The following is a 13,177-nucleotide window of genomic DNA, read 5'->3' on the forward strand; positions in this document are numbered from 1 at the left end:
CGAATGCGCGGCGTCGCGGCTGGTGGCGGGCACGATCGGCATCGCGGGGAAACTCGGGCCGCACTACGGTTACGGCATGCGTCGCGGCACGTTGCTGCTGGCCCGCGCGCCCGCCCACATGCCGCCCACGTTTACCGCAGGCGGCCAGGGTTTCGACGTCTTCTGGTCGCTCATGGTGCGCTCTCTCGCCGCGGAAATTGCACCATTTTCGACCTTGAAAGCCAGCACGCTGCCACGCCGGTACACAGGCGATCTCGCGGTGGACGGACGCGGAGAACTGCTGATCGTCGGATGAAAACATTCGGCGTAAGGTGAACAAACGGACACGGCGCGTACGCAAACACGAAAGACGCCGCAGCCAACGGAAGGAGACGACGACAATGAACATTGCGCATTCGCCCGCTGCGACGCTCGACGCGAGTGCCGGCGTGCCGCGCTATGCACGAGCGCAGATCGTCCTGCACTGGTTGATCGCACTGGCGATCATCGCGATGCTCGGCATCGGTCTCTACATGGTCGGGTTGCCGAAAGGTCTCGCGTTCAAATCAAGTCTGATCAACTTCCACAAGTCGCTTGGGATGACAGTTTTCCTGCTTGTGCTAATTCGTATCGTGGTTCGCCTGGTTGCAGGTCGGCCTCCGCTTCCCCCGATGCAAGCGTGGCAACGCGCCGCCGCGAGCATGACGCAGGCTCTTTTATACGTTGCAATGATCGTCATGCCGCTGACGGGTTACTTCGGCTCGTCGTTCAACAAGTTCGGCACGCACTTCTGGGGCATCCCGCTGCCGATGTGGGGCTGGGACGACGCCGGCTTGCGCAAGATTTTCTTCACGCTGCATACGGTCAGCGCCTGGGTGTTGATCGCGCTGATCGTGCTGCATGTGGCGGGCGCGCTCAAACATCAGTTGATAGACCGCGACCGCCTGATGGAGAGGATGCTGCCATGACTTTGATCACCGGACTTTCGAGGGAGGGACGCTTCAGGCGTCACGCCGCATGAAGATCAAGGTACTTGGTTCGTCCGCAGGCGGCGGCTTTCCGCAATGGAACTGCAACTGCTGGAATTGCGATGGCGTGCGCAATGGCACGCTGAACGCGCAGCGGCGTACGCAGTCGTCGATCGTGGTCAGCGCGAACGGCGAGGACTGGCTGCTCATCAATGCGTCGCCCGATTTGCTTGCGCAGATCGCGGCTCATCCCGAACTTCAACCGGCGCGGCGCGCGCGTGACAGCGGTATCGCAGCCGTGGTGACCATGGACGCGCAGATCGATCACGTGACCGGCTTGCTGATGCTGCGTGAACGCGATACCCCGTTGCCGCTCTACGTCACCGACGCCGTCCTGCAGGACCTGAGCACCGGCTTACCCGTTGTATCGATACTCGCGCATTACTGCGGCGTCGAGCGCCATGCGATTCCGCTCGACGGAGCATCCTTCACCGTTCCCGCGTTGCCGGGTATTCGCATTGAAGCGCTACCGCTGTCGAGCAAAGCGCCGCCCTACTCGCCGCATCGCGAAGCGCCTCAACGTGGCGACAACATCGGGCTGACGTTCATCGACGAGCATTCGGGCAAGCGTGCGTTCTACGCGCCGGGTCTCGGTGCTTTGGAACCGCACGTACTCGAAGCGATGAACGGCGCCGACTTGTTGCTGGTCGACGGCACGCTCTGGACACCGGACGAAATGATCGAACTGGGGCTGTCTAAAAAGACCGCCGCCGATATGGGCCATCTCGCGCAAACCGGCGCGGGCGGCATGATTGAAGTGCTCGATTCCATCGAACGTGCGGGCGTACGCAAGGTCCTCATTCATATCAACAACACGAATCCGATCCTGATCGAAGACGGTCCCGAGCGGCGGCGGCTCGCCGAACACGGCATTGAAGTCGCCTTCGATGGTTTGGCTTTCGAACTCTAAGCATTGCTAGCGGCATTGCTAGCGCCTCGCAGGAGAATCTTGTGAACGGCCCCACTCCGATTACTACCGAACATGCTGCAGCCTGGACCCGCGAGGAGTTCGAAGCCCAGCTTCGCGCGAAAGGCACCGCGTATCACATTCATCATCCGTTCAACGTGAAGATGAACGAGGGTGGCTGTTCGCGCGAGCAGATCCGCGGCTGGGTCGCGAACCGGTTCTATTACCAGATCAACATTCCGCTGAAAGATGCGGCTGTGATGTCGAATTGCCCGGATCGCGAGACGCGCAGGCGCTGGGTGCTGCGCATCCTCGATCACGACGGTTATGGCAACGATGAAGGCGGCATCGAAATCTGGGCCCGGTTAGGCGATGCAGTCGGTCTCACGCGTGACGAACTCTGGTCGCTGAAGCATGTGACGCCAGGCGTGAGATTCGCCGTCGATGCCTACGTCAATTTCGCGCGTCGTGCGCCTTGGCAGGAGGCGGTGTGTTCATCGCTGACGGAGATCTTTGCGCCGCAAATTCATAAGGATCGACTGGCGACGTGGCCTTCGTGTTACCCGTGGATCGAAGCCGATGGCCTCACGTATTTCCGCTCGCGTATCTCGTTGGCACAACGCGATGTCGAGCACGGCTTGCAAGTCACGCTCGATTACTTCAAGACCCGCGAGCAGCAGGAACGCGCGCTCGATATCCTGCAGTTCAAGCTCGACATTTTATGGTCGATGCTCGATGCCATCGAAAAGGCCTTCCCGCAATGACATCGCCTATGCTCAAGCTCAAGGGAATCTTCCGACTGCAATGGGAACCGGCGCAGGAAGCGCATGTGCTGCTGTATCCCGAAGGCATGGTCAAGCTGAATCAAAGTGCGGGGGAAATACTCAAGCGCTGCGACGGCACGCGCGATGTCGACACGTTGATCGCGGACTTGCAACAGGCTTTCAATGCGCAGGGCATCGGCGATGAAGTCCGCCTGTTTGTCGCCGAAGCCGAGCGGCGCGGATGGCTGGAGAAGGCATCATGAGCGATATCGCGCCGCCGCTGTGGTTGCTGGCCGAGCTGACGTACAGATGCCCGTTGCATTGTGCGTTCTGCTACAACCCGGTGAACTACACCGATCACAGCAGCGAATTGTCCACCGACGAATGGATCAAGGTGCTGCGCGAAGCCCGTGCGCTCGGTGCAGCGCAGCTTGGTTTTTCAGGTGGCGAGCCGCTCTTGCGCGACGATCTGGAAGTGCTCGTGCGTGAAGGACGCCAACTCGGTTTTTATACGAACCTGATCACGTCGGGCATCGGTTTGACCGACAAGCGCCTTGATGCGTTGAAAGACGCCGGCCTCGATCATATCCAGTTGTCGTTCCAGGACTCGACACAGGAACTCAACGACTTCCTGAGCAGCACACACACCTTCGACCTGAAGAATCGTGTGGCGAAATCAATCAAGGCACACGACTTTCCGATGGTGCTCAACTGCGTGCTGCATCGATACAACCTGCCGCATGTGGACAAGATCATCGACATGGCGCTCGCCATGGGTGCCGAATATCTCGAACTCGCGAACACGCAGTACTACGGCTGGGCGCATGCCAACCGCGCGCAGTTGATGCCGACCGCTGAGCAGTTGAAAGAGGCCGAAGCGGTTGTGGAGCGCTATAGAAACGAGATCGGCGATCGCTGCAAGATCTACTTCGTCGTGCCGGACTACTTCGAAAACCGGCCCAAACGCTGCATGAACGGCTGGGGCTCGGTGTTCCTGGGTATATCCCCGGACGGTGCCGCGCTGCCCTGTCATACAGCTCGTTCGCTGCCCGGCCTGACCTTCCCGAACGTCAAGCAACGTTCAGTCCGCGAGATCTGGTACGACAGTGATGCGTTCAACCGCTTTCGCGGTTTCGGCTGGATGAGGGAACCGTGCCGCAGTTGCGAGGAAAAAACCATCGATGCAGGTGGATGCCGCTGCCAGGCGTACTTGCTGACGGGCGACCCGGCCAACGCCGATCCGGTCTGCGATAAATCGCCCCACCACGAAGCTGTAATCAACGTGGTGCGCAAAGCGGCCATCGAACGCGAGCCGGACGAACATCCGATCATGTTTCGCAACGACAGTAATTCACGTCGGCTGGCGGCGTCGCACGACGGCCGCGGCCCTGACTATCACATCGTCGCCGATCTCGCGGGAGTTCGTAAATGACCACTGCCGATATAAGTGTCCTTCTGGTCGATGACCACGCCGTGGTGCGCGAAGGTTACCGGCGCCTGCTTGAACTCAGTCCCGATGTGCGTGTGGCTGGCGAAGCCGCGGACGCCGCGCAGGCGTACCAGCGCTTCTGTGCATTACGCCCCGATGTCGTCGTGATGGATCTGGCGCTACCGGGTGCGAGCGGCATTGAAGCAATGCGTCGAATGCTTGCCCGTGAACCGGACGCTCATGTGCTGATCTTCAGCGTGCACGAGGAAACGATATTCGTACGACGTGCACTGGACGCCGGCGCGCGCGGTTACGTGACCAAGGCAAGCGCGCCTGACGTCTTGGTGGAAGCGGTCCGGGCAGTAGCGCGGCGAGCGCGTTATCTGAGCGCGGACATTTCTCAGGCACTTGCCTTGCGGACTGCCTTCCAGGAAGGGCCGCCGGGACGCCAACTGTCCGCCCGGGAATTTGAAGTGCTGCGTCTGCTGGTGCAGGGCTACACGCTACCGAGCATCGCGGAACGACTAGGCCTGAGTCAAAAGACCGTGGCCAACCATCAATCAGTGATCCGTCAAAAGTTCGGCGCGGACAACGGCGTGCAGCTTGCGCAAATGGCGAACCGCCTCGGCCTTCATTTCACCGATTTCGCCAACTCCGCGAGTTCGCTCGGTTCGTTCGGCTCGGGCAATCCGGCCTGAACGGGCACACGCGCGCAAAACAGAAAACCGCTGCCCGGCTGGCTGGCGATGTGGAACTCTCCGCCGATCGCCTCGACACGCTCGCGCATACCGATCAGCCCCAGCCCCGCGCGCGGTTTTGTCAGATCGATGCCGGGACCGTCATCGGTCATGGTCACGACAATTTCATCGCGTGTTGCCCGCGCATCATCCGCAGTCCGAACCAGATAGATTTCGACCCGCGAGGTGCGCGCAAACTTCGAGACGTTGGTCAGCCCCTCCTGCACCAGCCGATAAAGCGTGATGTTCAGCACGTCTGCCAGATTGGCAAAGTCGCCTTCCACCGTCAACGTGAACGATGCCTGCGGCAAGCGTTCGCGCCAGCTTTCCACGCAATGTTCCAGCGCACTCGGCAGACCGAATTCGTCGAGGCCGATGGGCCGCAGGCGCCGGATCATGCCACCTATCTGCCGGTACACCGTGCTCGCGCTCTGCATGACCGCAAGCGACAGGCGATGGACTTCCGGCTCGCCCTCAGTCGACAGATCGCGGATACGTCCCGCGTCCAGGGCGATGGCGTTCAGATACTGGCCGAGTTCGTCGTGCAACTCACGTGCGAAATGACGGCGCTCATTTTCCTGCGCCCCGATACTTTCGCTCGCAAGACGCCGGTTGTCGGCGAGGAGCCGCTCGGCCTTCTCTTCAAGCGCGCGGCGATGCAGCAATTCCCGTTGCGACTCGCGATAACGCCGCCATGCAAACCATGCAAGACCGGTAGCCAGCACGACCAGCGTGGGGGGAAATTCGTCCAGCTGGAACCGTTCAAAGCGGCGCGTAAGCGAATACGTCAGCTCGCCGACATCGAAGCGCATGCAGAGCACGGCAGCGAGCACGGTCAGCGCCAGCACGCAGGCGAGGTCGCGCCGCACGGTCGAGCGCGATGCGGGCGCTTCTGCGGAAGAGGTCGGGGAATCGGGTCGCATGGCGCTCTCATTCTACTCAGCACGCGTGCTCGCGTCGCGTGTGGATCATGCGGGTTAGGAGGACTTCCCCCTGTAATCGGGAAGTCCTCCCGGTTGCACCGGAAGCATCTTGTGGGACGCTTTCAGTATGGCAATGAACTTATACCGATAACGACAAACCGGCAGGAGACAATCATGAGTCAGGCGCCACACCAACGTTCTCGCAAGCATCCGTTAGCGCCGCAGATGGCACTGCGGTTGTGCTTCGGCAGCGCGCTTGCCGGCCTGAGCGCCACGACCTGGGCACAAGAGGCGGCCGCTCCGCCAGCGCCTGCATCGGACGCCCGATTGATCCAGCTCGCGCCGATCGTGGTGGTGGGCACTACACCGCTGCTCGGCATCGGCACCCCGCTCGAGAAGGTGCCGGCCAATGTCCAGACCATCAAGGGCAGCGCCATCGAACAGCAGCATTCGGCCGTCCTCACGGACTACTTCGAAAGGAACGTGGGCAGCGTCGATATCAACGAGGCCCAGGGTAATCCGTCCCAGACCGACATCAACTATCGCGGCTTCACGGCGTCGCCTCTGCTCGGTACGCCGCAGGGTTTGTCAGTGTTCCTCGACGGCGTGCGCATCAACGAGCCGTTTGGCGACGTGGTGAACTGGGACCTGATTCCGCAAGCCGCAATCAACACAATCCAGTTGATCCCCGGTTCCAACCCCACCTTCGGCCTCAACACACTGGGCGGCGCCATCGCTGTCACGACGAAAAACGGCCGCAGCAATCCGGGCGGCGAGGCGGAAGTTTCGGCTGGCTCGTGGGGCCGCAAGACGGCCCAGATCCAGCAGGGCGGCGTGATCGGCCAGAACCTGGATTATTACTTCACCGCGAACACGACCAACGACAATGGCTGGGCCGATCACAATTCCAGCCGCCTGCGGCAGGCCTTCGGCAAGCTTCGCTACACCGATGCGGACACCACGATCTCGCTCTCCATGGGAGGCGCGGACAATACCTTGCAGGGCTCGCAGACCATCCCGCGCTCCTTCCTCGATAACTACAAGCAAGCCTACACATTTCCGGACCAGAACCAGAACCAGGTTGGTTATCTCACGCTGTCGGGCGAGCATTATTTCAGCCCTAACGTGGAAATCAGCGGCAACGTGTATTACCGGCATTATCGCAACGTGAACACCAGCAGCAACACGAACAACAACTTCGGCTTGCCGGACGCCAACGGCAACATCGACATGGTGCAGGCGACCAACCTGCAGTCCGTGATCGTCACCGACAGCTACGGCGCCAGCTTGCAGATGACACTGCTCAGCAAGCTGATGGGGCTGGAAAATCAGTTCGTCGCGGGCATGGCCGGTGATTTCGCCAACTCGCATTTCACGCAGGCTTCGCAGGACGCGCAATTTACCGATTCACGCGCGACTATCGGTATAGGTCCCTTCGCATCCCAAACCGATGCAAAGACACGCAACGCCAATTACGGTGTCTATTTCGAGGACACTTTGTCGCTCACGCAGCAATGGTCGATGACACTCGCGGGGCGTTATAACTGGTCCAAGTCCGTGATCGGCGATGAAAGCGGCATGCAGCCTCTGCTCGACGGCAGCCATACGTTCTCGCGCTTCAATCCGGCGGTGGGGGTCAACTGGAACCCGACCTCCACCTTCACCGCCTACGCCACTTACAATGAAGGCATGCGTTCGCCGACGGCCATTGAACTCGCTTGTGCCGACCCGTCGGCGCCCTGTTCCTTGCCGAACAATTTCATTGCGGACCCGTCGTTGCAACCGGTGATCTCGAAGACCTTCGAGATCGGTGCGCGTGGCCAGCTCGGGCACGCGACGACATGGAGCGCGGCCATTTACCGGACGACACTCGATAACGACATCCAGTTTATCAGCAGCAACGGCGCGGCCAGTACGCTGGGGTTCTTCCAGAACGTGGGCAAGACGCGCAGGCAGGGGGTCGAGCTGGCTGGACGCACGCAGTTCGGGCCGCTGGGTGTTGCCGCGAGCTACAGCTATGTGGATGCGACGTATCAGTCGTCCTGGACCGAAAACAGTTCCAGCAACTCAAGCGCCGATGCCAATGGCAACATCACGGTCAAGTCGGGCGATCGCATCCCGGGTATTCCGCAGAACACGATCAAGTTGCGGCTCGACTATGCGGCCACGCCGAAGTGGAATGTGGGGACCAACCTGACGTATCGGGGCAGTATTTTTGCTCGTGGCGACGAGAACAATCAGGATGTGAACGGGACGGTGGCCGGGTATTTCCTGATCGACCTCGATACGACCTACAACATCACGAAGCAGTTGCAGGTGTTCGTGAGCGTGACGAATCTGCTCAACAAGCGTTATGCGAGTTTTGCGATTCTTGGCCAGAACGATTTCAACGGCGCGAACCATACGTTCGACGGCGCCAATCCGGTCAATGAGCAGTTTCTGGGCATTGGCGCGCCGCGAGGAGCGTGGGTAGGATTGAGGTATTCGTGGAAGTAGGTTTTCGTTCGCAGCGGTCCAAGGCCCCCGGTGCGAACGAAACCTGAACCTTAGTCAATAGACCCCGCGCTACGCGGATACGTCACGATGCCCCACGCCAGCGGCAGCCCTTCGATCTGCTTGACCGGTTGATAGCTATTGGCATCGAACACATACACCGCGTTCGAACGGCCGCATGCCAGCATCAGCTTCGATCCGTCCGGCGTGAAACTGAAGTGCCAGCAGCGCTGGCCCATCGGCACATCGGCGACATGATCGAAGGTCTTTGCATCGAAGACTTGCAACATCTTGCCGCGTGCCGCCGCCACCATCAAGCGCTTGCCGGCAGGGTCGAATGCGACACCGTAAGGACCGAGCTGCGTGTCCACAGTCTTGAGCACCTTGAAGCTGCGCGCATCCAGCACAACAAACTTGTTGGTGTTTTCCAAGGTGACGACATACCGCTTGCCGTCGGGCGAACGCTTGATACCGCGTGGGCGCGACCCATGGTCCAGCTTGAGGGTTCGCAGCGGCGCACCCGTGCCAACGTGATACACGGAGACAGTGTCATCACCCTCGTTGGTCACCAGCAGCTCCTTGCCATCGGCCGAGAACTCCACGCCCTCCGTCTCGTGCCCGCTCTTCACCGAACGAACCACCCGCAAGCTCTTCAAATCGATAATCGCGATTTCGGCCGGCGGCGAATTCTCGTCGTCATCCTTCGCCCCCGGAGGTCCGCCCTTGTCCACTCCGGACGCTTCCGGCGGACCGCCTTTGCCAGCCGCTCCCGGTGCCTCGGGAGGCCCACCGCTCTCGCCCGGCTCGTAGGTCACATACGCGTAGCCGCCATACACCCGGACAAACTCCGGATTCTTGCCGATCTTCACCCGCCGCAGAACCTTGCCGGTCGCCGTATCGACTTCGGACAGGTCGCCCGGTTTCTTGTTAGCCAGCAAAAGCCGCTTGCCGTCGGCGGTCAGGCTCAAGCCGCGCGGACCGTCGTCGCCAAATGAAAATGTCTTCGTGAGCGTCATCTGATCAAGATCGATCACACCGACGCCTGCCGTCTCGCTCGTCACGTAAGCTGTTGGCGCCGCGTGCGCCGGACTCGCGCCCAGCGTCGTGCCAACCGTCACCACCGATGCGAGCGCCAACTGCGCCGTCACTTTTTTCACATGCATGTTCGTCTCCGCCTATTGTTCTTTGCAAGGTGCGCCGGATGTCTTTGGACATCGCAGACCCAAAGGCCAACTTAGCCCATCATGCCGTGGCTTGACAATGGATAGGGGCGGGAAAATCTCCCGAAAGCGCCCCGGCCATCTTCATGACACCGGTTCAGCGGGTGGCGTCCGGGTCGTCGGCAAGACGATCGACCAGCGCCTTGACACCTCGCTGCCACGACAAATCCGTGTTGCCGCGAATGTCCACCGAACGCTGGAACACGGCCTGGCCCGATGCAACATCCTCCACGCGCAGATTGATATTGATGATCAGGTTGCTGACTTTTTGAACCCAGCACACCCCGACCCGCTCTACGCCCAGCTTGCGGCCGACTTGCAGTTCGCAGCCGTTGCAAGCGTTCATGTCCTGTGTCGATGCGAGCTGCGCGATCATGCCGCTCGCCGGTCCGTTGTCCGCGACGCGATAGAGCTGCCGGTCGCGCAACTGCGCGCGCAGATCGTCGCTGATCATGCCGATGCGAGCTTGCTGGATGCGATTGGTATTGGCGTCGTTGTAGGCGGCGTTATCGTCGATCAACGTGCAGTTCATGACCGCGATCGACCTTGGCACAGCGACTGCAAACGCTGTCTGCGAAGCAGCGGCCAGCAGGCACAACGCAACACCGCAAACCCTCGACAAACGCCGTCCGCCTTCATGAACTAAATACCCTCGCACTTGCAACATGATCAACGACCTCCGTAGGGAATCGCTCCCGGTTGTGACACTCCACAGATGCAAGGACCGCGCCCGGACCGGGGTTCGATTCGGAGAATTTTCGATCTGCATTTTACATTGCGAGACCTAAGCAAACCTTAAGGATTTATCGCCAAAACGCGTTGGATGATTCATGCGGTAAGCGCTTCGGCGGCTTAAGGTGCACATAAGCTTCCGCGTGAGATTATTCATTCACGCTTCATCGCCATGGTCAGTTGTCGGAACGTTCGCGTAGGTATGACATGAACGCGTGCGCTATAGGCCAATGAATGACCATGTGTCGTGAATCATATGACGTTCACGCGCTTGTGGGCTCATGCCGTGCCGCTTGATATTTGCTTCATTGGTGGGCTTTAGAGAGGGTATCTATCGAAGCCACCGCCGTTTTACAAGCAAGCTACATCGCTTAAAACGGCCAGCGCTCTCTGCCAATTATTTCGTAGCCCTTATTAATTTTCAAGGATCTTCATCATGAAAAAATCACTCGTTTCAGCACTCGTCCTCGCTTCCGTACTGGCCGCACCGGTCTTCGCGTTTGCGCAATCGAACAGCAGCCCCGTCACCCGCGCCGAGGTCAAGGCAGAACTCGTGCAACTGGAGAAGGCGGGCTACAACCCGGCATCGGATCGTAATCACTATCCGAATGCACTGCTCGCCGCCGAAGCCCGCGTCGATGCAACTCAAGGCGTCGCGACAAGCGCCTACGGTCCGTCCACGAGCGGCGTGTCCGCCTCAGGCGTACACGCACCGCTGCAAACGCAGATCACCGGACGTTCGCTCTATTCGAACCATTGAACGAATGCAACCGCGCAAGGCGCTTCACGCTGACAAGCGAGAGCGCCTTGCCGCCGGGTGCAAGCCGCATACCGTTACCTCAACTCATATACCCAAGATGCTCGGCCAGAATCACTGATCCGATTACGACGAGAATCAACCCGCCTGCAATCTCCGCACGCTGCCCAACCGCCTTGCCCAAAAAGCGCCCGACCATCACGCCCAGGGTCACCATGATCAGCGTCGCGAGGCCGATGGTCGCGGCTGTCGACAAGATATTCACATCAATGAAAGCGAGTCCCGCGCCCACCGCCATCGCGTCGATACTCGTCGCGAATCCGGTGACCGCCAGCAGCCAGAAACCGTGGCTGTGGGGCTTTTCGACGTCAGGCGTGGGTGCGCTCAGACCCGAGCGGATCATGCGCGCGCCGAGCACGAGCAGCAGGCTGAACGCGATCCAGTGATCCCAGGAAGCGACATACGGTGCAGCGGCCTTGCCGAGCGCCCAGCCGACCAGCGGCGTGATCGCTTCAATGACACCAAAGATCAGGCCGGTACGGAGCGCCTCGCGAATCCGCGGACGATGCAGCGTCGCGCCCTTGCCGACAGCAGCGGCGAAGGCGTCCGTCGACATGGCGAAGGCGAGCAGGAGAGTAGAAGCAATATTCATGGGGATGTCGTGGTGGCATTCGGGTCGGGCGAGAACATGCGATGCAGCGGCGAGCCCGACCGGTCTCCCCGATACATCGATGGTCTTGCCAACCAAAAAACCAAAAAGCAACGTGGTTGCTCATGCCACGGTTCGATCGAACCAAGCGTGTTGACATGAGCGCTTCCAGCAAATGGAAGCCGGCTACTCCCCAAGGACGGAGCGAGACTACCATGGTCGAAATGAATTTGTAAGCTTCCCCCGGCAGAGTGCAGGGTCACTTCCGCCGTCGCGGGTACAGGCATTGCGAACCCAGGACGTCTCCGCCGGCCGGCTCAGCAAGTTGCAGGGTTCGAGCCGATACAATGCGGCCAACGAGCCAGAGTGGCGAGCCTTCGATCAAACACTGCCGCGCGATGCCAAAACTGAAACTCCTGCCGCTGCCTGAGACGCTGCCCGACAGTACGCACCCAACGCCGCGCCACCAGTCTTGCCATTGCCCGAGCCGTCCCCGCCTCGCGTGCCACACGCGATGAACCCTGCCTCGCCCCCCGCCACGGGTTTGAGGAAACGCCGCATCCGGCCGCGCTGGACGGCGCTCGGCATGGCCAGCACGCTCTCCCGCCATCCGCTGCTCGCGGGCGTGGCCGGCACCGTGGTCGCGGTGCTGATGGCGAGCTTGTCGATTGTCACGTTGTATCAAGGACGCCAGGGTGCGCTCGAGCACGCGCGCGAAACGTCGGCGAATCTCGTCGCGATCATCAGCACCGACATCGCCCGCAACGTCGAAATCTACGATCTCTCGCTGAAGGCAATGGTTGAAGGCGCGCAGAATCCAGCCCTCACGGGGCTGTCGCCCATCCTGCGCCGCCAGATCCTGTTCGGCCGCGCGACCTCCGCGGCCTATATCAGCGGTGCCTACGTGCTGGATGCCCGCAGCAACATCACGGCGGCCGGCGAAGACTCGCCGCTCCCGCCCGGCTCGTTCGCCGACCGCGACTATTTCCACGCCCAGCAACGCAGCCCGTCGACCGGCCTGTTCCTCTCGCCTCCGTTCGCGTCGCGCGTGCGCGGCGGCGCCCTGACGATCGGCATGAGCCGGCGTGTGAACGCACCTGACGGCTCGTTCGCCGGCATTGCGCTGCTGGCAATGAACACCGCCTATTTCAGCTCGCTGCTTGACACGCTCGACGTGGGCAGCAAGGGCTCGATCTTCATCGTCCACCAGGATGGCGCGATGATCGCCCGCAAGCCTTTTCGCGAAGACATGGTCGGGCACAGCTTCGCCGGCTCGCCCACGTTCCCGCGCATGGCGCATGCCGTGTCGGGATCGTACGCGGCGGGTTCTCCCGTCGACGGGGTGCGGCGCCTCTACACCTTCGCCCGCGTGCCGGGAACGCCGTTCATCGCGGGCGTGGCGCCGGCGGAAGACGACGTCCTGGCGCCGTGGCGCGAACGTAGCCTGATTGTCGGCGCACTGACACTGTTATCGGGGCTGAGTTTCATCGCGGTGTCGTGGCTGCTTGCGCTGTCGCTGCGCGAGCGCGCCCGTGCGCAGGAGGAGCTTGTCCGGCTGG

The 13,177-nt window shown here is 61.0% G+C and carries 13 protein-coding genes, 1 pseudogene and 1 riboswitch; of the genes and pseudogenes, 10 read left to right on the plus strand and 4 right to left on the minus strand.

The genetic code is table 11. From position 1 onward, the window contains the following. From EOS_RS14105 to EOS_RS14135, 7 genes and pseudogenes are all read left to right on the plus strand, one after another. Positions 1–295 (plus strand): annotated as a pseudogene (locus EOS_RS14105) (formylmethanofuran dehydrogenase subunit C); the annotation flags it as partial. An 85-nt stretch (positions 296–380) separates the two neighbouring features. Next, positions 381–947 carry a cytochrome b gene (locus tag EOS_RS14110; protein WP_047847278.1) on the plus strand — a complete coding sequence of 189 codons (567 nt, stop codon included), beginning with the start codon at positions 381–383 and terminating at the stop codon, positions 945–947. A gap of 49 nt (positions 948–996) precedes the next feature. Further along, positions 997–1,917 (plus strand): pyrroloquinoline quinone biosynthesis protein PqqB, encoded by a 921-nt coding sequence (pqqB, locus tag EOS_RS14115; RefSeq protein WP_047847279.1) that lies wholly within the window; start codon positions 997–999, stop codon positions 1,915–1,917. Positions 1,918–1,958: 41 nt separating this feature from the next. Continuing rightward, on the plus strand, positions 1,959–2,678 hold the full coding sequence (gene pqqC, locus EOS_RS14120) for a pyrroloquinoline-quinone synthase PqqC (RefSeq protein ID WP_047847280.1): 720 nt from the start codon (positions 1,959–1,961) through the stop codon (positions 2,676–2,678). Continuing rightward, on the plus strand, positions 2,675–2,941 hold the full coding sequence (gene pqqD, locus EOS_RS14125; protein ID WP_047847281.1) for a pyrroloquinoline quinone biosynthesis peptide chaperone PqqD: 267 nt from the start codon (positions 2,675–2,677) through the stop codon (positions 2,939–2,941). The genes pqqC and pqqD overlap by 4 nt, the downstream gene beginning before the upstream one ends. Then, a complete protein-coding gene (pqqE, locus tag EOS_RS14130) occupies positions 2,938–4,110 on the plus strand; it encodes a pyrroloquinoline quinone biosynthesis protein PqqE (protein ID WP_235442809.1) in 1,173 nt (390 codons plus the stop codon). The genes pqqD and pqqE overlap by 4 nt, the downstream gene beginning before the upstream one ends. Next, complete coding sequence (locus tag EOS_RS14135) at positions 4,107–4,805, plus strand: response regulator (protein WP_047847283.1); 699 nt, start codon at positions 4,107–4,109, stop codon at positions 4,803–4,805. Before pqqE ends, EOS_RS14135 begins: the two co-directional genes overlap by 4 nt. Here EOS_RS14135 and EOS_RS14140 read toward each other — a convergent pair. Further along, entirely contained in the window at positions 4,739–5,767 is a 1,029-nt protein-coding gene (locus EOS_RS14140) for a histidine kinase (protein WP_047847284.1), read from the minus strand. The two genes, EOS_RS14135 and EOS_RS14140, sit on opposite strands and share 67 nt — an antisense overlap. Before the next feature lie 174 nt (positions 5,768–5,941). On the opposite strand from EOS_RS14140, the gene EOS_RS14145 reads away from it, so the two are divergent. Beyond that, on the plus strand, positions 5,942–8,263 hold the full coding sequence (locus EOS_RS14145) for a TonB-dependent receptor (protein WP_047847285.1): 2,322 nt from the start codon (positions 5,942–5,944) through the stop codon (positions 8,261–8,263). A 50-nt stretch (positions 8,264–8,313) separates the two neighbouring features. Here the strand turns inward: EOS_RS14145 and EOS_RS14150 are convergent, their stop codons facing one another. Beyond that, on the minus strand, positions 8,314–9,423 hold the full coding sequence (locus EOS_RS14150) for a YVTN family beta-propeller repeat protein (protein ID WP_047847286.1): 1,110 nt from the start codon (positions 9,421–9,423) through the stop codon (positions 8,314–8,316). A 154-nt stretch (positions 9,424–9,577) separates the two neighbouring features. Next, entirely contained in the window at positions 9,578–10,012 is a 435-nt protein-coding gene (locus EOS_RS14155; protein ID WP_326972925.1) for a DUF3280 domain-containing protein, read from the minus strand. 636 nt (positions 10,013–10,648) lie between these two features. Here EOS_RS14155 and EOS_RS14160 point away from each other — a divergent pair. After that, positions 10,649–10,972 (plus strand): DUF4148 domain-containing protein, encoded by a 324-nt coding sequence (locus EOS_RS14160; protein WP_047847287.1) that lies wholly within the window; start codon positions 10,649–10,651, stop codon positions 10,970–10,972. A 79-nt stretch (positions 10,973–11,051) separates the two neighbouring features. On the opposite strand, the gene mntP is transcribed toward EOS_RS14160, so the two are convergent. Further along, a complete protein-coding gene (gene mntP / locus EOS_RS14165; protein ID WP_047847288.1) occupies positions 11,052–11,621 on the minus strand; it encodes a manganese efflux pump MntP in 570 nt (189 codons plus the stop codon). A 77-nt stretch (positions 11,622–11,698) separates the two neighbouring features. Then, a riboswitch (yybP-ykoY riboswitch) is annotated at positions 11,699–11,825 on the minus strand. A 379-nt stretch (positions 11,826–12,204) separates the two neighbouring features. On the opposite strand from mntP, the gene EOS_RS14170 reads away from it, so the two are divergent. Further along, on the plus strand, positions 12,205–13,177 hold a 973-nt coding region (locus tag EOS_RS14170), incomplete at its 3' end, for a cache domain-containing protein (RefSeq protein WP_268760320.1).

The sequence above is a fragment of the Caballeronia mineralivorans PML1(12) genome, from assembly GCF_001028175.1.
Taxonomy (GTDB): domain Bacteria; phylum Pseudomonadota; class Gammaproteobacteria; order Burkholderiales; family Burkholderiaceae; genus Caballeronia; species Caballeronia mineralivorans.